Annotated in this window: 16 protein-coding genes and 1 pseudogene; 9 read left to right on the forward strand and 8 right to left on the reverse strand. The window is 62.2% G+C overall.

Features of this window, described 5'->3' with window-relative positions:
- Positions 1–82 precede the first annotated feature (82 nt).
- The 6 genes from RWJ89_RS17790 to RWJ89_RS17815 all read left to right on the forward strand — a co-directional run bounded on the left by RWJ89_RS17790 (position 83) and on the right by RWJ89_RS17815 (position 7,532).
- Positions 83–1,390, forward strand: coding sequence for an efflux RND transporter periplasmic adaptor subunit (locus tag RWJ89_RS17790; protein ID WP_316031199.1), 1,308 nt, complete (start codon positions 83–85; stop codon positions 1,388–1,390).
- On the forward strand, positions 1,387–4,503 hold the full coding sequence (locus RWJ89_RS17795; RefSeq protein ID WP_222060328.1) for an efflux RND transporter permease subunit: 3,117 nt from the start codon (positions 1,387–1,389) through the stop codon (positions 4,501–4,503). Before RWJ89_RS17790 ends, RWJ89_RS17795 begins: the two co-directional genes overlap by 4 nt.
- Positions 4,504–4,691: 188 nt before the next feature.
- A complete protein-coding gene (locus tag RWJ89_RS17800; protein WP_316031200.1) occupies positions 4,692–5,984 on the forward strand; it encodes an Hsp70 family protein in 1,293 nt (430 codons plus the stop codon).
- Between the two features lie 68 nt (positions 5,985–6,052).
- Positions 6,053–6,952 carry a uracil-DNA glycosylase gene (locus RWJ89_RS17805; RefSeq protein ID WP_316031201.1) on the forward strand — a complete coding sequence of 300 codons (900 nt, stop codon included), beginning with the start codon at positions 6,053–6,055 and terminating at the stop codon, positions 6,950–6,952.
- 131 nt (positions 6,953–7,083) lie between these two features.
- Positions 7,084–7,275: a hypothetical protein gene (locus tag RWJ89_RS17810; RefSeq protein WP_003546802.1), complete on the forward strand. Its 192-nt coding sequence runs from the start codon at positions 7,084–7,086 to the stop codon at positions 7,273–7,275.
- A gap of 98 nt (positions 7,276–7,373) precedes the next feature.
- A complete protein-coding gene (locus RWJ89_RS17815; protein WP_020049252.1) occupies positions 7,374–7,532 on the forward strand; it encodes a hypothetical protein in 159 nt (52 codons plus the stop codon).
- On the opposite strand, the gene RWJ89_RS17820 is transcribed toward RWJ89_RS17815, so the two are convergent.
- The gene (locus RWJ89_RS17820; protein WP_131666009.1) at positions 7,533–8,405 is read right to left on the reverse strand and encodes a hypothetical protein; all 873 of its coding nucleotides are present in this window, start codon (positions 8,403–8,405) and stop codon (positions 7,533–7,535) included.
- Between the two features lie 246 nt (positions 8,406–8,651).
- A complete protein-coding gene (locus tag RWJ89_RS17825; RefSeq protein WP_020049250.1) occupies positions 8,652–9,590 on the reverse strand; it encodes a DMT family transporter in 939 nt (312 codons plus the stop codon).
- 346 nt (positions 9,591–9,936) lie between these two features.
- Between RWJ89_RS17825 and RWJ89_RS17830 the strand changes: the two genes are divergently transcribed.
- From RWJ89_RS17830 to RWJ89_RS17840, 3 genes are all read left to right on the forward strand, one after another.
- Positions 9,937–11,043: a methyl-accepting chemotaxis protein gene (locus RWJ89_RS17830; RefSeq protein ID WP_131666010.1), complete on the forward strand. Its 1,107-nt coding sequence runs from the start codon at positions 9,937–9,939 to the stop codon at positions 11,041–11,043.
- Positions 11,044–11,231: 188 nt separating this feature from the next.
- Complete coding sequence (pepN, locus tag RWJ89_RS17835) at positions 11,232–13,880, forward strand: aminopeptidase N (RefSeq protein ID WP_316031202.1); 2,649 nt, start codon at positions 11,232–11,234, stop codon at positions 13,878–13,880.
- A gap of 192 nt (positions 13,881–14,072) precedes the next feature.
- Positions 14,073–16,382 carry a PAS domain-containing sensor histidine kinase gene (locus RWJ89_RS17840; RefSeq protein WP_316031205.1) on the forward strand — a complete coding sequence of 770 codons (2,310 nt, stop codon included), beginning with the start codon at positions 14,073–14,075 and terminating at the stop codon, positions 16,380–16,382.
- 12 nt (positions 16,383–16,394) lie between these two features.
- Here RWJ89_RS17840 and RWJ89_RS17845 read toward each other — a convergent pair whose 3' ends face one another.
- From RWJ89_RS17845 to RWJ89_RS17870, 6 genes and pseudogenes are all read right to left on the reverse strand, one after another.
- Positions 16,395–17,045, reverse strand: coding sequence for a glutathione S-transferase family protein (locus tag RWJ89_RS17845; protein WP_168284177.1), 651 nt, complete (start codon positions 17,043–17,045; stop codon positions 16,395–16,397).
- Between the two features lie 100 nt (positions 17,046–17,145).
- A complete protein-coding gene (locus RWJ89_RS17850) occupies positions 17,146–20,103 on the reverse strand; it encodes a bifunctional [glutamine synthetase] adenylyltransferase/[glutamine synthetase]-adenylyl-L-tyrosine phosphorylase (RefSeq protein WP_316031203.1) in 2,958 nt (985 codons plus the stop codon).
- Between the two features lie 136 nt (positions 20,104–20,239).
- Positions 20,240–21,649, reverse strand: coding sequence for a sensor histidine kinase (locus RWJ89_RS17855; protein WP_131641439.1), 1,410 nt, complete (start codon positions 21,647–21,649; stop codon positions 20,240–20,242).
- Positions 21,646–22,401 carry a response regulator transcription factor gene (locus RWJ89_RS17860; RefSeq protein WP_017990850.1) on the reverse strand — a complete coding sequence of 252 codons (756 nt, stop codon included), beginning with the start codon at positions 22,399–22,401 and terminating at the stop codon, positions 21,646–21,648. The genes RWJ89_RS17855 and RWJ89_RS17860 overlap by 4 nt, the downstream gene beginning before the upstream one ends.
- 67 nt (positions 22,402–22,468) lie before the next feature.
- Positions 22,469–24,061: a Do family serine endopeptidase gene (locus RWJ89_RS17865; RefSeq protein WP_168284180.1), complete on the reverse strand. Its 1,593-nt coding sequence runs from the start codon at positions 24,059–24,061 to the stop codon at positions 22,469–22,471.
- A 201-nt stretch (positions 24,062–24,262) separates the two neighbouring features.
- Positions 24,263–24,328, reverse strand: a pseudogene (locus tag RWJ89_RS17870) (cytochrome c-type biogenesis protein CcmH); the annotation flags it as partial.

The raw sequence follows: 24,328 nt of genomic DNA on the forward strand, positions 1-24,328 counted from the left end.
GAATTATGTCCTTTTTGCGCCGCAATATAAGCAGCTCAATCAGAGCATAAAGTTTGCACCTTGCTCAAGACCGGTTCCCGCCATGAAGAAATTTTGGATCACCGTCAGCGTTATCGCGATTGCCGCCATCGGCGTCTGGCAATTCGGGAATCTGGTCCCTTATGCCTCCCGCATTCCCTACCTCTCGCAGTTCATCAAGCAGCCGGCCGGCGGCGATGGCGGCGGGCAGCAGGCGCAAGCCGATCAAGGTCAGGCCGCCAGTCAGGATGGCGGGCAACATCAGGGCGGCGGGCGCAGGCGCGGTGGCGGCGGCCCGACCGTCGTCAAGACCGTCGCAGCCGTGAAAACGACGCTGCCGATGGATGTGACGGCGACCGGCTGGGCCGATGCCGATGACAACACGACCATTGCCGCACAGGAACAGGGCTTGATCGTCAGAATCGATGCGCAGGATGGGACGACCGTGAAAGCCGGCGACCTGATCGCCAAGCTGGACGACCGGACGGCCAAGGCAACCGTCGACAAGGACAATGCGATGATCGTGCGCGACAGGGCAACCCTTTCGGAAGCCGAGACCGCATTGACGCGCGCGCAGGATCTCTTCAACCAGAAGGCCGGCACCCAGCAGAGCCTCGACCAGGCGGTCGCCGCCCGCGATACCGCCGCAGCCACTGTTGACGCCGACAAGGCGTCGCTGGCCTCCGACCAAATCCTGCTCGAGCACACCGACATCCGTGCTCCCTTCGATGGCCGGCTTGGCGATATCGCCGTCAGCAAGGGCGCCTTCCTCAATGCCGGCTCGGCAATCGTCACCATTGCGAAATACGATCCGATCTATGTGAAATTCCACCTGCAGGAACGCTACCTGCGGGAGCTGAAGAGCGCTCTGGCAGGCGGTCCGGTCGAGGTCAGCACCGCTCCCAGTTCCACCAAGGGGCAAGTGCGAAAGGGCGAGATCAGCTTCTACGACAATACGGTCGATACGGCCTCGGGCACGATCCTCGCCAAGGCGAAATTCGAGAATGCCTCCGGCGCGCTCTGGCCCGGCCAGTCGGTCAACATCGTCGTGCATTTCAACAATGACGAACAGCAGGTGGTGGTGCCAACGGTCGCCGTCAGCCCCGGCCCGGAGGGTTTCTTCGCCTTCGTCGCCAAGGACGGCAAATCGCATCTGACGGCCGTCACCGTTGCCCGCGCAAATGGCGGCTTCACCGCCATCGCCTCGGGCCTTTCGGAAGGCGACCATGTCGTCGTCGAGGGCCAGGGCCAGCTCAGCGACCAGCAGGCGATCAAGGAGCAGTTCGACGATAAGGCGCTTGATGTCGCCTCCGCCGAAGAGCCTCGGCAACAGCAGCCCTCCGAGACAATCGCGGTGGGAGCTCAACAATGATCCCGAATTTCTGTATCCAGCGACCCGTCGCGACGACGCTGCTTGCGATCGGCGTCATTCTGGCCGGTCTTGCCGGTTATCAGCTCGTCGCCGTCGCAGCGCTACCGCAGGTCGATTTTCCCACCATCAACGTTTCGGCGCAGTTGAGCGGCGCCTCACCGCAGACGATGGCGACCTCGGTTTCGACGCCGCTGATCAAGCAGTTCGAGACCATTCCCGGGATCACCGAAATCAGCGCCTCCAGTTCGCTCGGCAGCACCAGCATCGTGCTGCAGTTCGACCTCAGTCGTAATATCGATGCGGCCGCAGCCGACGTGCAGGCGGCGATCTCGAATGCGACCCGGCAACTGCCCGACAATCTGACGACGCCGCCGAGTTATCGCAAGACGAACCCGGCCGATGCGCCTGTCATGCTGCTCTCGGTGCAGAGCAACACCATGCCGCGCAGCAAGCTTGACGACATCGCCGAGAACATCATCTCGCCGTCGCTTTCGACGCTTCCCGGCGTTGCCCAGGTCAGCGTCTACGGTGCGCAGACCTATGCCGTGCGCGTCGAGGTCGATCCCAACAAGCTTTTGACCCGCGGCATCGGCATCGATACCGTCAACAAGGCGCTTGCTGCCGCCAACAGCCAGCAGCCCGTGGGAACGCTGCAGAACAATTCGCAGAGCATGACCATCACGGCGAACACGCAGCGCACCAGCGCCGAACAATTCCGTTCGCTGGTCATTGCCAATCCGAACGGCGCGCCGATCCACCTCGGCGATATTGCCGATGTGCAGGACAGCGTCGAGAACCAGTATACCGGCAGCTGGTATGATGGCCAGCGTGGCATTATCCTCGCCATCCAGCGTCAACCCGATGCCAATACGGTGGATGTCGTCGATGCGATCAACGCCAAGCTGCCGCAGCTTCACTCCGAAATCCCGCCCTCGGTCAACACGGTCGTCATGAATGACGCCGCAAAACCGATTCGCGATGCCATCTCCGATGTGAAGTTCACGCTGCTGCTGACGATCGGCCTCGTCGTTCTCGTCATCTACCTGTTTACCGGCCATGCGACCGCAACGATCATTCCCGGGCTTGCCGTTCCGCTGTCGCTGATCTCGACTTTCGGCATGATGTATGTGCTCGGCTACAGTATCGACAACATCTCGCTGCTCGGGCTGACGCTCGCGGTGGGGCTCGTGGTGGACGACGCGATCGTCATGCTCGAGAACATTCTGCGCCATGTCGAGGACGGCATGCCCGCGCGGGAAGCGGCGATCAAGGGTGCGGGCGAAGTCAGCTACACCATCATTTCCATGTCGGTTTCGCTGATCGCGGTCTTCATCCCGATCCTGATGATGGGCGGCGTTGTCGGCCGCGTGTTCAACGAATTCGGCATGGTGGTTGCGATTGCGATCATCTCTTCGGCAATTGTCTCGCTGACCGTAACGCCGATGCTCGCCTCGCGTCTGTCCAACCACCAGAGCCGCCCGCCGCTCATCATCCGCATCTTCGATGCCGGCTTCGAACGGACGCTGCGCGGCTATGACAGGGCTGTCGGCTGGTGCCTTCGCCACCGCCCCACGATCCTCGGCGTTTTCCTCGCCACGGTGGCGCTGACGATCTATTTCTTCATGACGCTGCCGACAAGCTTCTTCCCGCAGGAGGATATCGGCCGCCTGACGATCAGCACGCAGGCCCGGCAGGACATTTCCTATTCCGCCATGGCGGCGCTGCAGCAGCAGGCGGCAGCCGCCGTCAAGGCGAACCCAGCGGTCAACCATGTGATGTCGACGATCGGCGGCAACCCCAACAAACCGCAGAACAACGGCTCGATGTTCGTCGAACTCAGGGACAAGAAGGAACGTCCGCCGCTTGACCAGACGCTGCGCGAGCTGCGCGCGGAGATCAACAAGATCCCCGGATTGCAGGCCTTCGTGACGCCGAACCAGAGCCTGCGCTTCGGCGGTCGCCAGACGGCCAGCCAATATCAGTTGGTGGTGCAGGCGCTGAGTGCCGATCAGACCAACCTGTGGGCTGGCAAGATCCAGGCGGCGATGCGCAAGGATCGCCTCTTCACGGACGTGACGTCGGACGCGCAGAACAACGCGCTGCAGGCCAATATCGTCATCGATACCGAGCGGGCAGCCGCCTACGGGATCGACAATGACACGCTGCGCACGACGCTGCAGGAATCCTTCAGCGGATATGCAGCGGCGGAAATCCAGTCGACCGGCGACAGCTACGACGTCATCGTCGAATATGATACGAGCAAGCCCTGGGACGACCAGAAGCTCTCGGAAATCCGTGTCGCCTCGGCCAATGGCAGCCTGGTGCCGCTTTCGAACTTTGCGCATGTCGAGCGCACGGTCGGCCCGGTGACAATCAACCAGACGGGCCAGCTCGTCTCGACCACCGTTTCCTTCAACCTGCCGGAGGGCGTATCGCTCAGCAATGCCACGGCGGCAATCGACCAGATCAAGACGGAAATGAGCATGCCGGCCGACGTCTTCACCTCCTATGGCGGTACAGCTGAGATTTTCGAGCAGTCTCAGGGCAATACGCCATACCTCATCCTGGCGGCGGTGCTGACTATCTATGTCGTGCTCGGCGTGCTCTACGAGAGCTTCATCCACCCGCTCACCATTCTGTCCGGCCTGCCGGCCGCGGCATTCGGTGCGTTGCTGGCGCTCAAGATCATGGGCTTCGACCTGTCGATCATCGCCCTGATCGGGCTGCTGATGCTGATCGGCATCGTCAAGAAGAACGCGATCATGATGATCGACGTGGCGGTGGAGACCATGCGCAAAACCGGCGAAAAGGCGACGGTGGCGATCCACGAAGCCTGCGTGCGACGCTTCCGACCGATCATGATGACGACCTTCTGCGCCCTGCTCGGCGCCTTGCCGATCGCGCTCGGCACCGGCGCAAGTTCGGAACTGCGCCAGCCGCTCGGCATCGCCGTCGTCGGCGGCCTGATCGTCTCGCAGATGCTGACGCTCTTCATCACCCCGGTCATCTTCGTCGAGATGGACCGCTTCGGAAACTTCCTCGGCCGCCTGATCGGCCACAAAAAGGTCGAGGAGCCGCAGCTGGAAGAGGCAAGGGCGATGGCCGCCGAGTAACGGCGGCCTGCCCTCTTCGCTCCGGCAGGCGAAGAGGGAACAACAGATGTCGGCGCGATGCCTTCAATCCTCTTGAAAGTGTCACGCCCCTGTGGCATCACCCGCCCTCCTGATTCCGGGGGGTGCTTACGCCCTTTCGCGGAGCGATGCTCCGTCTCCAATAACAATCGGCATGAAGAGGTGCGGGCATGGCTCAGGCGCTGGGTTTCGACTTCGGCACGACGAATACGGTTCTCGCCATGGCGGATGGCGGGGCGACGCGCTCGATGGCGTTCACGAGCACGGAGGGTACGGCAGACAGCATGCGCACGGCGCTTTCCTTCATGAAGGATGCCCAGCTCGGCGCTTCGGCACTGAAGGTGGAAGCGGGCCATGCGGCGATCCGCCAATTCATCGACAATCCCGGCGAATGCCGCTTTCTGCAGTCGATCAAGACCTTTGCGGCGAGCGCGCTGTTCCAGGGCACGCTGATCTTCGCCAAACGGCATAATTTCGAGGATCTGATGGAGGTCTTCGTGCGGCGGCTGCGCAACTATGCCGGCGACAACTGGCCTTCGGATGTTAGTCGCATCGTCACCGGCCGGCCGGTGCATTTTGCCGGCGCCAGCCCCGATCCGGCGCTGGCGACCGAGCGCTACAACGCGGCGCTGTCGCGCTTCGGCTTTCCCGAAATCCACTATGTCTACGAGCCGGTCGCCGCCGCCTTCTATTTCGCACAGAACCTGAAGCGGGATGCCACAGTGCTGGTCGCCGATTTCGGCGGCGGCACGACCGACTATTCGCTGATCCGCTTCGAGACCGTTGCCGGCAGACTGACGGCAACGCCGATCGGCCATTCCGGCGTCGGCGTCGCCGGCGACCATTTCGACTATAGGATGATTGACAACATCGTCGCGCCGCTGATCGGCAAGGGCAGCCATTTCAAAAGCTTCGACAAGATCCTCGAAGTGCCGTCCAATTACTATTCCAGCTTCGGCCGCTGGAACCAGCTGTCGATCTTCAAGACGACGCGCGAATTCGAGGATCTGAAGAAGCTGGTGCGCACCAGCCTGGAACCGGAAAAGCTCGAAATCTTCATCGATCTCATCGACCATGATGAGGGCTACCCGCTCTATCAGGCGGTGTCGGCGACGAAGATGGCGCTCTCGGCTTCGGAGGAAGCGCCTTTCGATTTCGCGCCGCTTGGCCGCGGCGGACATCGCAGCATCAAGCGAAGCGACTTCGAAGGCTGGATCGCCGATGATCTCGCCCGCATCGAAGGCGCACTCGATGACGTGCTCGACAAGACCGAGACGAAACCATCGGAGATCGACAAGGTGTTTCTGACCGGCGGCACCTCCTTCGTGCCGGCGGTGCGCCGCATCTTTACCGAACGCTTCGAGCGCGACCGGATCGAAAGCGGCGGCGAGCTGTTGTCGATCGCCCATGGCCTGGCGCTGATCGGCGAACGTGACGACATCGCGCAATGGACTGTGCAATAGAGCCGGCAAGGTCGGGCAATCGGCCGCCCGCCCTTTCAATGCCCCTGTCACTCCGCTAAGCTTGCCGCATGATCTCCGCCAACGACCTTTCCCCAGCCGAGCTCGCAGCGCTTCTGCATTTCCATGCCGATGCTGGCGTGGAATGGCTGCTGGAGGAAGAGGCGATTGACCGCTTCGCCGAATTCGAGGCGATGAAGGCCGCCCGCCGCCCGGCGGCACAGGCGCAGCAGCAACGTCCCGCCGCTGGGGAGCGCCCTGCCCCAGGTCAGGCACAGGTGCGCCCGAATGCAGCGGTGCGCCCGGCGCCTGCCGAACGCGCGGCGTCCGGTCCGCAACCGGCAATCCCGGATGGCGAGGCGGTACAGCAGGCGCGCTTCGTCGCCGAGACCGCGCGCTCGCTCGTCGAGCTCAAGACCGCGATCGAAGCCTTCAGCAGCTGCAACCTCAAGCACAGTGCCCGCTCGACCATCTTTGCCAGCGGCGATGCCGAAAGCGGGATCATGGTGATCGGCTCCGCGCCGAGTGCCGAAGACGATCGCGAGGGCATGCCCTTCTCGGGAAAATCCGGCCAGCTGTTCGACAAGATGCTGGCGGCGATCGGGCTGACGCGCTCGAGCGTTCTGTTGACGCAGGTCATCCCCTGGCGACCACCTGGCAATCGTGCGCTCTCGGCGGCGGAAATGGACATCTGCCGACCCTTCATCGAGCGGCAGATCGCGCTTGCCGAACCCAAGGCGATCCTGTTGCTCGGCAATTTCTCGGCGCGCTTCTTCTTCGGTGAAAATGATACAATTCATGGGTTGCGCGGCCGCTGGAAGGAGATTGCCGTTGCGGACTGTGTCATTCCTGCCATAGCCAGCCTGCATCCGCAGGATCTGTTAACCGCACCTGTAAACAAGCGGCTGGCCTGGAATGACCTGCTGGCTTTTCAGGCGAAACTTAAGTCCCTCTCTTTGCTTAGAAATTAGCCAAAGTTGAATAATTTGTGAATCAGCCTATGCGATTTTCGCATGGCTGCATCCCGCCGTGATGCATTGCGGAATCTATGCTGCATCGCAATATCAACTGTGTCTTGGGAGGAATCACAGGAACCAAGGCCATGAACAAGCGTTTTCGTCCTATCCATAGCGGGTTTGAAACCCTTCGCCTCGCCGGCGACCAGGTTCGTTCCACTCAAGGCTACAGCCGTTTCGGCTTTGCCACGAACGAACAGATGATTGCCCGCGGCACCGGCATCAACAGCCGTACGGCGCGCCCGAACGCCATTTTTTCGGACTTCCAGCAATATTGAGCAGAGAACTCAAAGTGTTGCAGCGTCCTTTGCGCGTCTGAAAAGACGCGCGGCGCTGCAGGCGCTTCGCCTGCCCTTTCGTGTCAAGAGTACCCAACATGTCGACGATCCTGATATCGCTTCTGCGCAACATCGAAACCTTCGAGCACATCCGCGTCGCGGTCTGCGCCGCGCGGGAATATGAGCGCGAGCTTTCGGTCAAGCCGGCCGATGCCAGCGCGCGCATTGGCGCAGGCGCTACAGCCATCGTTCTCTGATCACACGGCCATTTCTTCGATCTGGGCCTTCGCCCATTCGAAAGCTTCGTCGACATAGGCGAACTTGACCGCCTGCCAGGCGCAATATTCCTCGACGAAATCCCGCGATATCCATAGGTGCGTCTTGCGCGGCTCATCCTGCCAGCCGACGCAGCCGCGTTGCGCCGCTTTTGCCAGCAAGCGCTGCAGATGGGTGCGCGACATCATGAAATCAGCGGCGAGCGCGCGGGTTTCGACGCGACCGACGGACAGCCTATCCGGCTCGCTGCTTTCTATAGCCATCCGGGCGATGAAGTTGTCGACGACGAGGCCGCCGGCTTCCGTCCAGAGGAAGAGCGCCACCTGCTCCGGCGGCTCGCGCCAGGCGGCATCTTCGAGGCAATGGCGGGCAATGCGCGGCTGAATGAGCCGCATCAGTGATGGATTTGCCTGGAAAAAGGCTGCCCTTTGACCGCCGTCGAGCAGGTCGAGCGCACCGAGATTGGAGAAAAGCCAGGCAAACATACCCTGATGACTGACGTCGCCCGGTTCGAAATGACGTGGTCGCCGCCGCTCGTCGCCGGGCGTGTGGGTGATGAAGCGGTAGGTATAGAGTTCTTCGATGAAGGCGAGCACGGTGTTGCGGCTCGCCACCTTGTGCGCGGTGATGCGCCCGGTCAGCCCAACGGCGGTGAAGCCCGAGGTCGGGTCGCGCGGATCATATTCCAGATGGAGGGCATAGGCAGTCTGGGTCAGAAGCCAGCGTTGATGGGAGGCGAGCAGTCGCGCCAGCCGCGGACCGGCATCGAACATGCCGCGCATCTGCCCAGCCAAAAAGCGAATGCTCATCAGAAAGGAAGAATTCCCCACCAATTGCTCCGCTGTGAATGCCATTATGCTTTTCTCCACCCCCGCTCGCCGGCCAGCGTTCGGAGCAACGACACCCGAGAGCTCCTCCGGCATCAGCGGCCATTCAGACATGCACAGCTTGGAATAAATGATACTCTCTCATGTTCAACAATCATATTCCGCAGACCGAGGATATCCCAAGAATTCACCATTCTTTTCACTCTTTGAGCGCAAGTTTCAAGCCACCGCAATCCCTGCGTTAAAACCTTGATAAACATGCGCTTGCAGGCGTCAGGCTTGCGGCGTTGTGGCCTTGCGCGCCTCTCTCTGCTCGATGCCCAGCTGATGCTCGCGATAGATGATGAAGATGCCGGCGGCGACGACGATGACGGTGCCGATCAGCATGGTCACGCTCGGCACGTCGCCGAAGACGAAGTAGGCGACAATGCCGCCGAGCAGGATCGACGTATATTCGAACGGCGCGATGGTGGAGACGTCGGCATGGCGGTAACTTTCCGTCAGCAGGATCTGCGCGACGCCGCCACAAAAGCCGGCGGCGATCAGATAGAGCGCCGTCGGCCATGCCAGGATGAGCCAGCCGAAGGGAAGAGAAGCCAGCGAGAAGACCGAGGCGGTGATCGAGAAATAGAGCACGATCGTCGCCGTCTTCTCTTCCTCGACGAGGCGACGCACCTGGATCATCGCCGCGCCGCCGAGAACGGCCGAGAGCAGCACGCAGAGCGCACCGACGGCCTGTTCTGCTTCCATGCCGCCGTCGCGAAACAGCGTGAGTTTCGGCCAGGAAACGATGGCGACGCCGACGATGCCGACCAGGACGGCGCTCCAGCGATAGATGCGCACGGTCTCGCCGAGAAAAACGGCAGCGAAGATGACGGCGACGAGCGGCAGCGCATAGCCAAGCGCGATCGCCTCCGGCAGCGGCAGATGCAGCAGGCCGTAGAAACCGAAAGCCATCGACAAGATGCCGATCGTACCGCGTTTCAGGTGACCGATTGGATTGGCGGTGTAGAAGGCGGCGCGCAACTGCCTGTTATAGGCCAGATAGGCCATGATCGGGAACAGCGCGAAGAACGACCTGCAGAAGGTGACCTGCCCCGGCGGGATGTCTGAGCCCGCCAGCTTGATGAAGGTCTGCATGGCCAGGAAGACCACGACCGACGAGACCTTCAGCGCAATGCCTCTCATCGGGTTTCTGAGAACCGAGTGCATGATCCTGGCTCTTGATACTGACTTAACCGGAACGGGGAGACGCGTTCGACTCGGGAACGCAGCAGGTGACGTCGCCCATCGTAGCGAAAGAAAAGTCTGATTGGCGAAAAAACCGCAAGCAATATGAGAGAATCACAGAATCGCCGTCAGCCGCGGGCTCAACCGTGCTGCATACGCGTCACCGCGCTGAAATTTCCCTTTTTGAGCCATTTACCCCCAAAATGTTCATCTCCCGGCGCTCGGCGTTAACCAATTGAAAACCATAGGCAAGCATCGTTTTTATCGCTGATCTCGAAATTTTCTTCACCGCACAAACAATTGCCCGCTCCTTCCAGGATCCCATTTGATGAAGCCGCTTAGCGCCGAAACCATTGCCCAGTCGCAGAATGCGACACCGCGCTCCATGCGCGTCGTCACCGACGGCATCAGCACCGACCTCGAGCGCTTCAGCGCCGACAACACCCATATCGTCAAGCAGATCAAGCTGCTGGCGATCAATGCGCTGATCGAGGCGGCCAGAGCCGGCGAGACCGGAAAGGGTTTTGCCGTCGTTGCCAACGAGGTGCAGCGGCTGGCGCAGATCGCAACCGACATCACCGGCAGGTTCGAAAGCAACGTGCTCGGCCGCATCGGCCTCAGCCGTGCCATGGCCGATTCGCTGGTCGAGGAGATGGAGGGCGTTCGCCTCACCGATCTGGCGCAGACGCTGGTGCAGCTCATCGTCCGCAATCTCTTCGAGCGCACGGCCGATGTGCGCTGGTGGGCGACGGATCCAGCGCTCTGGCAGGCGCTGCAGAACCCGAGCCGGGAAACCGTCGCCTTTGCGGCGGAGCGTCTCGGCGCCATCAACCGCTTCTACACCGTCTATCTCGATCTCGTCATGACCGATCTCTCGGGCAAGGTGATCGCATCCGCCAATCCCAAGTTCCAGCGCAAGATCGCAGACACGAGCCTTGCCGGCGATCCGTGGTTCCGCGCAGCGTCGGCCTGCTCCTCCGGCGACGCTTATATCGTCGATGATGTCAAAGCGAGCCCGCTCCACGACGCCAGGCATGCGCTCGTTTATGCCACAGGCATCCGCGAAGAGGGCAAGCTCGACGGGCGGCTGGTCGGCACGCTCGGCGTCTATTTCGACTGGCAGAACCAGGGCCAGGCGATCGTCGAGAAAGAGGCCAACCTGCCACCGCAACTGGCGGAAAGAACGACGGTCATGCTGCTCGACGGCAAGAGCCGTGTCATCGCCACCACCAATCCCGCCTTGCTCTTTTCCCATTTCGCGCTCGCCAATCCGTCCGGCCAAACGAAAGGCAGCTACTACGACAATAACGGCTCGATCGTCGCCTTCGCGCGGACCCTCGGCTACGAGGATTACGATGGGCTCGGCTGGTACGGCGTCGTCGTGCAGCAGACGGAAAACGACGCGACGATCAAAGCTGCCCTCAACCTGAAGTAGCGCCCATCTCCCCGCAGCGGCGTTCATCCGTTTCCAATAAGATATTTTGCCCGCGAACTTGGTGTTCGCGGGCAATTTGCTTTAACTTTAGTTCAGACTTTAATGTAATCATCCCCGGCAAAATTTATGGCAGAGTGCGCCCGCCTCTGTATTCCGCGGTTATCAAATAACGGTCTTCAGGAAACACCATGCGAACAGATACCGGCCAGGTCATTCATCTGGCAGATTACCGTCCCACCGACTTCGTGCTGGAACGTGTGGACCTGACCTTCGAACTCGACCCGACGGAGACAAAGGTCGAGGCACGTCTGATCTTTCATCGTCGCCCGGGCACCGATCCGGCCGCGCCGATCGTTCTCGACGGCGACGAACTGATGCTGTCGGGGCTGCTGTTGGACCAGGTGGAACTGGACCCTTCGCGTTACGACGCAACACCGGAAAGCCTGACGGTGCGCGACCTGCCGGAGAGCGCGCCCTTTGAACTGACGATCACCACCGTCATCAACCCTGAGGCCAACACCAAGCTGATGGGCCTTTACCGCACCGGCGGCATCTACTGCACGCAGTGCGAGGCGGAGGGTTTCCGCCGCATCACCTATTTCCCCGACCGGCCCGACGTGCTTGCGCCGTTCACGGTCAACATCATCGCCGACAAGGACGCCAACCCGCTGCTTTTGTCGAACGGCAACTTCCTCGGCGGCGCCGGCTATGGCCCCGGCAAACATTTCGCCGCCTGGTTCGATCCGCATCCGAAGCCGAGCTATCTCTTCGCGCTCGTCGCCGGCGATCTCGGCGTCGTCGAAGACACGTTCACGACCATGTCCGGCCGTGAGGTGGTGCTGAAGATCTATGTCGAGCACGGCAAGGAGCCGCGCGCAGCCTATGCCATGGACGCGCTGAAACGCTCGATGAAGTGGGACGAAGAGAGGTTCGGCCGCGAATACGATCTCGACATCTTCATGATCGTCGCCGTCTCCGATTTCAACATGGGCGCGATGGAGAACAAGGGCCTCAACGTCTTCAACGACAAATACGTGCTTGCCGATCCAGAGATCGCCACCGATGCCGACTATGCCAATATCGAGACGATCATCGCGCATGAATATTTCCACAACTGGACCGGCAACCGCATCACCTGCCGCGACTGGTTCCAGCTGTGCCTCAAGGAAGGCCTGACGGTCTATCGCGACCACGAATTCTCTTCCGACCAGCGCTCGCGCGCCGTCAAGCGCATTGCCGAAGTGCGGCACCTGAAATCGGAGCAGTTCCCGGAGGACGGCGGCCCGCTCGCCCATCCGGTGCGGCCGACGACATATCGTGAGATCAATAATTTCTACACGACGACCGTCTACGAAAAGGGCAGCGAAGTCACGCGCATGATCGCGACGCTGCTCGGCAAGGACGGCTTCAAGAAAGGCATGGACCTCTATTTCGACCGCCATGACGGTGAGGCCGTGACGATCGAGGATTTCGTCAAATGCTTCGAGGATGCAAGCGGTCGCGACCTCACGCAATTTTCGCTCTGGTACCATCAGGCCGGCACGCCGCTCGTCACCGCATCGGGCAGCTATGATGCGGCGGCCGGCAGTTTCACACTGTCGCTCGAACAGATGATCCCGGCAACGCCCGGCCAGCCGAGCAAGGAACCGATGCATATTCCGCTCAGTCTCGCACTGTTTGGCGAAAACGGCGACAAGATCGAGCCGACTTCGGTCGATGGCGCGGCATATGCCGGCGAGGTGCTGCATCTCACAGGCCGCACGCAGACGGCCGTGTTCCATGGCGTTGGCTCGCGGCCGGTCGTTTCCATCAACCGCAGCTTCTCGGCGCCGATCAACCTGCATTTCGATCAGAGCCCGGCCGATCTCGCCCATCTCGCCCGCCATGAGACCGATCACTTCGCCCGCTGGCAGGCATTGACCGATCTGGCGCTGCCGAACCTCCTGAAAGCGGCACGCGACGCCCGCGAGGGCAAGCCTGTGATCTGCGAGGCGACCTTCGTCGAGACGCTGATCGCCGCCGCCGCCGACGAGAGCCTCGAGCCCGCCTTCCGTGCCCAGGCGCTGGCTCTGCCGAGCGAATCCGATATCGCCCGTGAACTCGGCAGCAACAACGATCCCGATGCCATCCATGCCGGCCGGCAGGCGGTCTTGAAACAGATCGCCGATGCCGGAAAGGATGTCTTTGCCGGCCTCTACGCAGCGATGACGACATCAGGCGATTTCAACCCGGATGCGAAGAGCGCCGGCCTGCGGGCGCTGCGCAATAGCGCCCTCACCTACCTCTCGCATGCCGAACAGACGCCGGCCCGCGCCAAGGCCGCCTTCGATGCGGCCAACAATATGACCGATCTCAGCCATGCGCTGACGATCCTCGCCCATCGTTTTCCCGACAGCGCGGAGACGAACGAGGCGCTCGCCACCTTCCGTGACCGCTTCGCGGAAAATGCGCTCGTCATCGACAAATGGTTCGCGATCCAGGCCGGCATTCCGGGCGCAAAGACCCTGGGACGGGTCCGCGCGCTGATGGACGATCCGCTCTTCAAGCTCACCAATCCGAACCGGATGCGGTCGCTGGTCGGCACCTTCGCCTTTGCCAACCCGACCGGATTCGGCCGCGCCGACGGCGAAGGCTATCGCTTCCTCGCGGATCAGATCCTCGATATCGACGGGCGCAACCCGCAGCTTGCCGCCCGCATCCTCACCTCGATGCGCTCCTGGCGCTCGCTCGAACCCGTGCGTGCCGATCACGCCCGCTCGGCGCTGATCGAGATCGAGCGGGCCGCCGATCTTTCGACCGACGTGCGCGATATCGTAGAGCGCACGCTTAAAGGATAATTTGATTCGACCGGCCATCAGGAGAAATTCGGCGGCCAGTCGCCCGGAACCTCGAATCACCTGGAAAAACCCGAAATTATAAATAGTTAACGGATTTTTACCTTTGCCTCTGGACAAGGCGAATCACCCATGATTCTCTATGTCAGGTTCGAGCGAGCGGCGCGCGAATCACATGAGGGACAAGGCGAAGAGATGATGGACGTGCGGCGGGCAACCGTGGCCAGTGGACGGCTGCGTGTCGATTTTGACGGGCTGAAAGCCTGGCGCGACAGCCTTTCGGGCCACGCGACATCGGAACCACTTCTCCGTTATCTGCCGAAGGCCGAGTTGGTCTTGAAGCGGGCCATCCCGGCGCTGATCGTCGCCTTCCTCTCCGTCGTCGCCGCCTCGCATTTCTTTGGCATGATGAGCGAATATGGGCGCCTGGAGGCCTCGGCACGCCATGCCACCGCACTTTCGGCGGCGACCGCCTCTGCGGTGTTTGCCGATGCGGCCGACATCTTCGACAGCGGCGATATCACCGGGGCGCAGGCCCGCCTCGCCAAATACCTGCCGCAGGACCGGCTGGACAGCGGCGCTTTCGTGCTGCTGGTGCAGGCAAGCGGCAAGGTTTTTGGCGCGACCACCGCCGGGCTTTCGCATGTGGGTAGCAATGTCGCTGACTTCTTCCCCGAGGTTTCGGCGATCCGCCGTTTCGGCGACCGCACCGGCGTCATCGAAACGACGATCGGCGGCGTGCCCTATTATGCCGAGATCACGCTGATGGGCAATGCCGGTGGTTATATCATCGCCGCCACCTCGCTCGACGAGGTCGGCCGGCTTTGGCGCGAGGAACTGGCGCTCAACGTCACGCTGTTTGCCGGGATCTCCTCGATCCTGCTCGTCATCCTCTATGCCTATTACACCCAGGTGAAGCGCGCCCGCGACGCCGACGACATCTTCGTGGAATCGAACCTGCGCGTGGAGACGGCGCTGTCGCGCGGCCGCTGCGGCCTCTGGGATTTCGATTTCGAGAGCCGCGAATTCTTCTGGTCGCGCTCAATGTACGACATGCTCGGCCTGCCGGGCTCCGACAAGACGATGGGCTTCGGCGACGCCGCGCGGCTGATGCATCCCGATGACGGCGGGCTCTACGAGATCGCGCGCGTCATCGGCAAGGGCGCGTCCGCCCAGGTCGACCAGATCTTCCGCATGCGCCATGCCGGCGGCCACTATGTCTGGATGCGGGCGCGCGCCCAGGTGATCCGCAGCAATTCCGGCCGTATGCACCTGATCGGCATCGCCATGGACGTGACCGAACAGCATAGGCTCGCCCAGCGCTACGCAGAAGCCGACCAACGCCTGGCCGACGCCATCGAATGCACCTCGGAAGCCTTCGTGCTCTGGGACAAGAACGATCGGCTGGTCATGTGCAACACGCATTTCCAGCAGGCCTATGGTCTGCCGGACAGCGTGCTCGTGCCCGGCACCGAGCGCTCGACCGTCAATGCCGCCGCCGCCCGGCCTGTCATCGAACGGCGGATTTCCGATGCCGACGGCTCCGGCTATTCGCGTACGACGGAGGTGCAGCTTGCCGACGAGCGCTGGCTGCAGATCAACGAGCGGCGCACCCGCGACGGCGGCAGGGTCTCGGTCGGAACCGACATCACGCTGATGAAACGCCATCAGGAGCGGCTGCGCGAATCCGAGCGCCGGCTGATGGCGACGATCGGCGATCTGTCCGCCTCGCGCCAGACACTGGAGATCCAGAAATCCGAGCTTTCGACGGCCAACGCCAACTATCAGGCGGAGAAGGAACGCGCCGAGGCTGCCAACAAGGCGAAATCGGAATTCCTCGCCAACATGTCGCATGAGCTGCGCACGCCGCTCAACGCCATCCTCGGCTTCTCGGAAATCCTGCAGAACCAGATGTTCGGTCCGCTCGGCTCGCTGAAATACGACGAATATGCCCGCGATATCCATGACAGCGGCAAACATCTGCTCAACGTCATCAACGACATTCTCGACATGTCAAAGATCGAAGCCGGCCATGTCAGGCTGCATTGCGAGCGCATCGATCTTGTGCCGCTGATTGAGGAAAGCCTGCGCTTCACCGCCATGCCCGCGGCTGAAAAGAACATCGTCATCGAACAGCGCATCTGCTCAGGTCTGACGCTGATGGCCGACCGCCGGGCGATGAAGCAGGTGCTGCTCAACCTGCTCTCCAATGCGGTGAAGTTCACCGACAATGGCGGCCGCATCGCGGTACGCACCCGCCGCGTCGACGGCGCCGTCGTCGTCACCATCGCCGACACCGGCATCGGCATTCCACGCTCGGCGCTGTCGAAGATCGGCCAGCCCTTCGAGCAGGTGCAGAGCCAATATGCCAAGAGCAAGGGCGGCTCCGGCCTCGGGCTCGCCATCTCCCGCTCGCTGACCTTGCTGCATGGCGGTCGCATGAAGATCCGCTCACGCGAAGCGGTCGGCACCGTAATCTCGCTGCGTATTCCCGACGATATCTAGACCCGACCTCATTTAGCCGGCCGATGCGGCGGTGAAAACCGCCAATTGGGCGGCGAAAGCACGCTTATATGCCGGCCGCGCTTCGCCGCGGGCGACATAGGCGGAGAGATTCGAATATTCTTCCAGTATGCCTGATCCTTTCAACCTGAGAAGCACCGTCACCATCAGCAGGTCACCGGCGCTGAACGCGCCGTCGAGCCAGTCGGCACCGCCAAGGCGACGGGAAAGATCGTCCAGCCGTTTCCGGATGCTGGCCTCGAGGGCAGAAAGGCGCTGGTCGTACCAAGGCTTGTCGCGCTCGAGGATCATGACGAGAGCGCGGTCGAAGATCGGTGTTTCCACCGTGTTGAGCGCGGCAAACATCCATGTGAGCGCGCGCGCCCGGGCATTCGCATCGTCCGGCAGCAGGCCCGGATGGCGCTCTCCGATATGAAAGACGATCGCTCCGGACTCGAATAAAGCGAGATCGCCTTCTTCATAGGTCGGGATCTGCCCGAAAGGCTGAAGTGCGAGATGCGCGGGTTCTCTCATCGTCTTGAACGAAACAAGACGAACGTCGTAAGGCTGGCCCACTTCTTCGAGCGCCCAGCGAACGCGCATGTCACGCGCCAGCCCCCTGCCGCGATCGGGCGACCGTTCAAAGGCAGTGATGGTAATCGTCATTGGTGTTCTCCATAGCTTTGTCCTGAAGACGACTGGCTAAACGAGAATCCGACAGGCCATGCTCGAGATAATCCTCGCGGTCGTTCCATCTGATGTGAGATCAGGCTTTCACGACATTCAGGAATATTTTCCGAACCACTTTCGACAGCCGCTTCATTTCCGCTTCCAGTGTCTTGATGTCAGGGCAGTCGCCGGCGCGGCAGGCGAGTTCGACGAGGCCCGCCGGCGCATCCTTCGGATCGAACAGGCCGTCGATGGAGAGGCGGATCAGCTGCGAAAGTCGGGTATAAAGCGCGAACGCCTCGAGGCATATATCGAGATCGACTGGCGCCATCAGCCGGTCGCCAAGCACTTTCAGGGCCTCGCCGGTGCTCATCCCATTGACGGCAATGCCGACGCCCCTGGTCGGCGCGATCAGTGCGAGATATTGGGCGATGAATTCGAGATCGATGACGCCGCCGGGAATGAGCTTCAGGTCCCACGGGCTGGAGGGCGGCTTTTCCCTGTCGATCAATTCGCGCATCTCGGCGACATCATGCGCCACCTTGGCAATATCGCGATCGGCCGACAGCACCTCGCGGACGATGTGTTCCGCCTCGGCGATCAGGCTCTCATTGCCGCAAATCAGCCGGGCGCGGCTGAGCGCCATATGTTCCCAGGTCCATGCCTCTTCGCGCTGATACTTGCCGAAGGCATTGATGCGGGTGGCGACCGGCCCCTTGTTGCCGGATGGGCGCAGCCGCATGTCGACCTCATAGAGCACGCCTTCGGCGGTCGGCGCCGACAAAGCGGCCATCAGCCTCTGGGTGATGCGGGTGAAGTAACGCGTCGCATCGAGCGGCTTCGGCCCATCGGATTCGGAGGCCGCGTCGTCATAATCATAGAGCAGGATCAGATCGATGTCGGAACCGGCCGTCAGCTCGAAGCTGCCGAGCTTACCCATGCCGGCGACAGCGATGCGCCCGCCGGGATAATCGCCGTGTGCTGCCCGCATCTCGCCGACCACGGCATCGAGTGCCGCCGCAATGATGAGGTCGGCGAGATGGGTGAAGGCGCGTGCGGCCATCACGCCGTTGATCGCGCCTGTGAGCAGGCGGATGCCGATCAGGAAGCGTTGCTCGGCGGCGAAGATGCGCAGCCGGTCGAGCACCTCTTCATAGTGGCGTGCCTGGGCAAGCGAGCCCTTCAGCCGTTCGCCGAGATAATCGCGCGTCGGCAGCTCGGCCATCAGGCCGGGATCGAGCATGCCGTCGAAGACATGCGGCTTGGCGGCGATCACCTCGGCAAGCCGGGGTGCGGAGGACATGATGTTGACGATCAGCGACAGCAGCGCCGGGTTGCTGCCGAGCAGCGAGAACAGCTGGATACCGGATGGAAGACCGGAGATGAAGCTGTCGAAGCGCAGCAGCGCCTCGTCGGCGCGCTTGCTTTCACCAAAGACCCGCAGGAGCTCCGGCGCCAGCTCCGTCAGCCTTTCACGCGCCTCGACCGATTGCGTCGCCCGGTAGCGGCCGTAATGCCAGGTGCGGATGATACGGGAAATATCGGACGGTCTGGTAAAACCGAGTTTCTTCAGCGTCTCCAGCGTATCCGGGTCGTCGCCCTGGCCGGTGAAGACGAGATTTCCGGTGTCGGTGGAAAGCCTGCTCTCCTGCTCGAAGAGGTGGGCATAACGCCGCTCGACCGTTTTCAGCACGCCGACCAGCCGCTCGGAGAAGCTCGGCGTGTCGGAAAAGCCCATCATGAAGGCGATACGCTTCAGGTCGGCATCCGTCTCCGGCAGCAGGTGGGTCTGCTCGTCGCGCACCATCTGGATGCGATGCTCGACATCGCGCAGGAACCAGTAGGCCTCCGTCAGTTCGTCGCGGGTCTCCGCGTCGATCCATTTCGCCTTGGTGAGTTCACCGAGCGTCTCCTCCGTCGCCCTGCCACGCAATGCCGGCATGCGACCGCCGGCAATCAGCTGCTGCGTCTGGACGAAGAATTCGATCTCGCGAATGCCGCCGCGGCCGAGCTTGACGTTATGCCCCTTGACCGCAATGGCGCCGTGGCCCTTATGCGCGTGGATCTGACGCTTGATCGAATGGATATCGGCAATCGCCGCGTAATCGAGATATTTGCGGAAGACGAAAGGGGCGAGCCCGCGCAGGAAATCGCCGCCCGCGGTCAAGTCGCCGGCAACGGCACGCGCCTTGATGAAGGCCGCCCGCTCCCAGTTCTGGCCCCTGCCCTCGTAATAGATCATCGCCGCATCGACCGGGATCGCCAGCGGCGTCGAGCCGGGATCGGGGCGCAATCTGAGATCGGTGCGGAAGACGTAGCCATCGGCTGTCCGCTCCTGCAGGATGCGCACCAGCCGGCGCATCATTCTGGGAAAGACCTCGATCGCGTCATCGGGGTCGGGCACGATGCCCGCCTGTTCGTCGAAAACGACGACGAGGTCGATATCGGAGGAATAGTTGAGTTCGGATGCGCCGAGTTTGCCCATGCCGAGCACGATCAGCCCGGAGCCCTCGCTCGGTGCCGCCACATCCCGCAGCCTGAGCTTTCCACCCTCATGCGCCGAAAGCAGCAGATGGTCGATCGCGGCGGCAACCGAAGCTTCGGCAAGCTCGCTCAGCCAGGCCGTCGTCGCCCGCCCGTCGAAGATGCGCGCGAGATCGGCGAGTGCAACGAGGAAGGCCACCTTGCGCTTGATGATGCGCAGCCTGCTCATCACCACGGATTCCGAAGGTGCTGCCCCCTCGCCGTCCCGCTGCCAGCAGCGCCGCGCATCGGCGACCAGCGCCTCGATCTGCGGCTCCAGCGGTTGGGTGATGGCGCCGGCGAGGATGGCGGGATCGAGATTGACGATTTCGCGCAGATAAGGCGACAGCGTCAGCACGGCCGCGATGAAATCGCAAAGCGGGCTCTCCGTCTTCAGCATCGCCGCCACCGACGGCTCGTGTCTGCCGGCCTCCTGAAGGTCGGCCAGCGCCAGCTTCAACTCCGTCTGGTTCAGCGGACGCAGCAGCCCTTCGGCCACATTCTTCAGGCCATGCGTCGATTTCGTCAGCATGCACTCTCCCTGCTTTAGCGCCGAAGGAACGGTCCCGCAGAATCGCGGGAACGCCTCCTTCGACCAGCATTAAACTAGGGTCTTGGCGGCAAACCGCCAATATACGATTCAACCGATCGTGTTTCGGCGGAAAAGCTCAGGCAGCCTTGGCGGGGAAGATCATGCTGACGGTCAATCCGCGCTTTTCGGGCTTGTCGGGATCGGTATCGGAGAGTTCCAACCGGCCGTTGTGCAGCTCCATCACCGCTTCCACCAGCGAAAGCCCGAGCCCCGTTCCCGGCTTCGATCGGCTTTCATCGAGGCGGACGAAGCGCTTCACCACGTCGTCGCGCCTGTCGGCCGGAACGCCCGGCCCATGGTCGGCCACCGAAAGGCAGATGCCATCCGGGCGGCGGGCGAGCTTCAGCGTTACCTTGCCTGCTCCTTCCGTATCGGAGGAATATTTGATGGCATTGTCGAGCAGATTGAAGATTGCCTGGCCGATCAGCTCTCGATTGCCCTGCACCTCGACATCCGGCTCGATGCTGGAGCTGAGGCCGAGCCCGGCTTCCTCCGCTGCTGGTTCGTAGAGCTCGGCGCTGTCGGCGACGATGGCCGAAAGCTCCACGGGCGACATCTCGGCCGCGACCGATCCGGCCTCGACGCGGGAGATCATCAACAGCGCATTGAAGGTGCGGATCAGTTGGTCCGATTCCGAAATGATGCCTTCGAGGGCTGCGCGCCGCGCCGCGCCGTCACCGATGTCCAGCGCATCGGCCGCCTTGTTGCGCAGCCGCGTCAGCGGCGTCTTGAGATCGTGGGCGATGTTGTCGGAGACCTGCCGCAGGCCCTCGTTCAGCTTCTCGATGCGCTCCAGCATGGTGTTCAACGATATCGACAAGCGGTCGAATTCATCGCCGGATCCGCCCACAGGCAGGCGCTGCGACAGGTCTCCGGCCATGATCTTCTTGCTCGCATCCGACATGCGGTCGATGCGTTTCAGCGCGTTGCGGCCGATGGCGAACCAGATGATGATGGCGCCGAGCCCCATGATCGCCAAGGCAACCATCAGCGCCTGGCGCACCAGCAGACGGAAACGCTCGGGGTCGCCAAGGTCGCGGCCGATCAGGATTCTGAGGCCATTGTCGAGAACGAAGATATTGGCAATCGCCTTGTGGCGGCGCTCGATGCCGCTGTCGGTATAACGCTGGTAGCCGAAGGGCGCGGAGGTCCAGCCGATCTCCTCGAAGACCCCCGGCTGCACCGAGGCGACGTTGCCGGCGAGAATATCGCCCGAGGGACCGGCGATGATGTAGAGGTTGGCGCCCGGCTGGCGGGCACGCCGCTCCATCATGCGCAGCAGAAGGTTCATGCCGCCGGTGTCATAGGCGCGCTGCACCTGCTCCACCTCCTGCCTGACGGCGTCGCGAATCTGGCCCGACAGCAGCCTTTCCGACATTGCCGTCACATAGAAGACGAGCGTCGCGGCACAGATGGCGAAAAGCAGGATATAGAGTGCCGAAAGGCGGACTGCGGTGGACTTGAAGAGAACCTTGAAACGGCTCATCCCTCATCCTTGATCATGTACCCCGCGCCGCGAATGGTCTTCAGGAGCGGCTGGCTGTAGTCCTTCTCGATCTTCGAACGCAGTCGCGAGACATGGACGTCGATGACGTTGGTCTGCGGGTCGAAGTGATAGTCCCAGACATTTTCGAGCAGCATGGTGCGGGTCACCACCTGGCCGGCATTCTTCATCAGATATTCCAGCAGGCGGAATTCGCGCGGCTGCAGCGGGATCTCCTTGCCGCCGCGTCGCACCTCGTGGGAGAGCCGGTCGAGTTCGAGATCGCCGACGCGATAGACGACGTCCTGATCCGGCGTGCCCTTGCGGCGGCCGAGCACCTCGACGCGTGCCAGCAACTCGCTGAAGGCATAGGGCTTCGGCAGGTAATCGTCGCCGCCGGCACGAAGACCGGTCACGCGGTCATCGACCTGGCCGAGCGCCGAGAGGATGAGGACCGGCGTATGGATGGCCTTGCGGCGCAACTCGCTGATGACGGAAAGCCCGTCCCGGCGCGGCAGCATGCGGTCGATGACGATCACGTCGTAGGTATTTTCCGACCCCATGAACAGGCCGCTCTCGCCGTCGCTGGCGTGATCGGCGACGATGCCCGCCTCGCGAAAGGCTTTCGTGAGGTAGACCGCGGCTTCGAGATCATCTTCGATGATGAGAATCTTCATGCGGCCGACATTACCCGCCGGCTGCGTTTCGGCAAGACTCAAAGCATCTTCCTGCGGGGCGGCGCTCATGGCGATCATCCTTCAAGGTCAGAAGAATCGAGCCGCGCGGAGTTTCGTCCGCACGGCTCCAAGTTGTCTTGAGGGATCAGCCCTGGCCGTTGATCGGAAGCGCGACGAAACGGCTTCCTTCATTGGACTGGATCTGGAAGAGCGCGCGGGTGCGCCCGTCCTTCTTGGCCTGGTTCAGCACCCTGACGACATCGTCGGGGCTGGCGACCTCCTGGTTGTTGACCGAAGTGATCTTTTCGCCTTCCTTGATGCCCTTGTCGGCAGCGTCGGAGTCCGGATCGATGCCTGTTATCGCCAGGCCCTTGCCATCGTCAGACGGGCCAACCGTCAGGCCGAGATCGGCAAGCGCCTTTTCGGAAGCCGGTGCCTCAGGCTGCTGCGGCTGGCTGTTGTCATCGGCGGACGCATCCTTCTGGTCGATCGGCAGCGTACCGAGTTCGACGGTGAGAGGCTGGGCCTTGCCGGCGCGCCAGACCGAAAGCTCGACCTTGCTGCCCGGCTGCATCGCGCCGATGCGGCGGCTGAGATCACGCGCATCCTTGATCGTCTCACCGTTCAGAGCGGTGACGACGTCGCCGGCTTTCATGCCGGCCTTGTCACCCGGCGAACCGGCCTGCGGGGCAACCACGAGGGCGCCGCTCGGCTCGGAGAGACCGATGGATTCAGCGATATCCTTGGTCACCGGCTGGATCTGCACACCCAGCCAGCCACGCGAGACCTGGCCGTCCTTCATCAGGTCGGCAACGACGTCCCTGGCGGTCGAGGCGGGGATGGCGAAGGCAATGCCGACGCTGCCGCCCGACGGCGAGAAGATCGCGGTGTTGATGCCGACGACTTCGCCGCTGAGGTTGAAGGTCGGACCGCCGGAGTTGCCGCGGTTCACGGCGGCATCCACCTGCAGGTAATCGTCATAAGGACCGGAGCCGATATCGCGGCCGCGGGCCGAGACGATGCCGGCTGTGACCGTGCCGCCGAGGCCGAAGGGGTTGCCGACGGCAACGACCCAGTCGCCGACGCGGACGTTATTGTCGTCGGCCCAGTTGACGTAGGTGAACTTCTTGCCCTTGCCGTCGACCTTCAGCACGGCAAGGTCGGTGCGCGGATCCTTGCCGATCAGCTTGGCATCGAGCTCGGTGCCGTCATTGGTGACAGCGACGAAGGCCTGGCCATCAGAAACGACGTGGTTGTTGGTGACGATATAGCCGTCCTCGGAGATGAAGAAGCCGGAGCCCTGGGCGACGGGGCGGAGGCGACCCTTGCCGCCCGGACCATTCGGACCGCCATTCGGGCCGTTCTGGCCGAAGCGCCTGGAATGGCCCTGCTGATCATTCGGATCCTGGCCGAACTGCTTGAAGAACCGCTTCAGCGGATGATCGTCGGGAAGGTCATCGAAGCCGCGGCCGTTGAAATCGAAGGAGAAGCCGTCATTGTTGTCGGCGACGGGGTTGACGCGGTTTTCGACCCGGACGGAAACGACGGCCGGAGAAACGGCGTCGACGACATTGGCGAAGCTCGGAACGGCAGGCGCCTGAATCTTGACAGCTTCGGCATAAGACCGGGTGATTTCGAGCGGAAGGCCGGTTGCGAGCACAGCGGCTGCGATACCGGCGACGGTAGAAGCCTTGAGCACAGTAGCGAGGGACGGACGTCCGTTGAAATTCTTGAGCATTGGAGCACCTTCTCTTGTTCTTAAACCTTCAGACCGGCGGCGCCGGATCAGTCGATGACGAAAGATATAGGACGCCGCACCTTACTGCGAACTGTCCGGCCAATGAAAAGTTGGTAATGTTTGCAATGTTTGCTTTCGCCCAGAACGCGCCGCTGGTTTCTCCGGCGGCCTGGATGCTGCAACTGGCTCGGCCCGAATCGGCTATTTCTTCAGCAGCTCGCTCAGCCGCGCCTGCTCGTCTGCCGTCAGCTTGCTGCCGGTCGGCTT

It is taken from the genome of Rhizobium sp. 10PS4 (assembly GCF_032464805.1).
Lineage (GTDB): Bacteria > Pseudomonadota > Alphaproteobacteria > Rhizobiales > Rhizobiaceae > Rhizobium > Rhizobium laguerreae.

Bases quoted from the DNA above. Each gene is read 5' to 3' on its own strand.
- RWJ89_RS17865 (WP_168284180.1), bottom strand. From the start codon at position 24,061: ATGCTCAAGAATTTCAACGGACGTCCGTCCCTCGCTACTGTGCTCAAG.
- RWJ89_RS17810 (WP_003546802.1), top strand. From the start codon at position 7,084: ATGAACAAGCGTTTTCGTCCTATCCATAGCGGGTTTGAAACCCTTCGC.
- RWJ89_RS17805 (WP_316031201.1), top strand. From the start codon at position 6,053: ATGATCTCCGCCAACGACCTTTCCCCAGCCGAGCTCGCAGCGCTTCTG.
- RWJ89_RS17860 (WP_017990850.1), bottom strand. From the start codon at position 22,401: ATGATCGCCATGAGCGCCGCCCCGCAGGAAGATGCTTTGAGTCTTGCC.
- RWJ89_RS17855 (WP_131641439.1), bottom strand. From the start codon at position 21,649: ATGAGCCGTTTCAAGGTTCTCTTCAAGTCCACCGCAGTCCGCCTTTCG.
- pepN (WP_316031202.1), top strand. From the start codon at position 11,232: ATGCGAACAGATACCGGCCAGGTCATTCATCTGGCAGATTACCGTCCC.
- RWJ89_RS17850 (WP_316031203.1), bottom strand. From the start codon at position 20,103: ATGCTGACGAAATCGACGCATGGCCTGAAGAATGTGGCCGAAGGGCTG.
- RWJ89_RS17815 (WP_020049252.1), top strand. From the start codon at position 7,374: ATGTCGACGATCCTGATATCGCTTCTGCGCAACATCGAAACCTTCGAG.
- RWJ89_RS17830 (WP_131666010.1), top strand. From the start codon at position 9,937: ATGAAGCCGCTTAGCGCCGAAACCATTGCCCAGTCGCAGAATGCGACA.
- RWJ89_RS17825 (WP_020049250.1), bottom strand. From the start codon at position 9,590: ATGCACTCGGTTCTCAGAAACCCGATGAGAGGCATTGCGCTGAAGGTC.
- RWJ89_RS17790 (WP_316031199.1), top strand. From the start codon at position 83: ATGAAGAAATTTTGGATCACCGTCAGCGTTATCGCGATTGCCGCCATC.
- RWJ89_RS17795 (WP_222060328.1), top strand. From the start codon at position 1,387: ATGATCCCGAATTTCTGTATCCAGCGACCCGTCGCGACGACGCTGCTT.
- RWJ89_RS17845 (WP_168284177.1), bottom strand. From the start codon at position 17,045: ATGACGATTACCATCACTGCCTTTGAACGGTCGCCCGATCGCGGCAGG.
- RWJ89_RS17840 (WP_316031205.1), top strand. From the start codon at position 14,073: ATGATGGACGTGCGGCGGGCAACCGTGGCCAGTGGACGGCTGCGTGTC.
- RWJ89_RS17820 (WP_131666009.1), bottom strand. From the start codon at position 8,405: ATGGCATTCACAGCGGAGCAATTGGTGGGGAATTCTTCCTTTCTGATG.
- RWJ89_RS17800 (WP_316031200.1), top strand. From the start codon at position 4,692: ATGGCTCAGGCGCTGGGTTTCGACTTCGGCACGACGAATACGGTTCTC.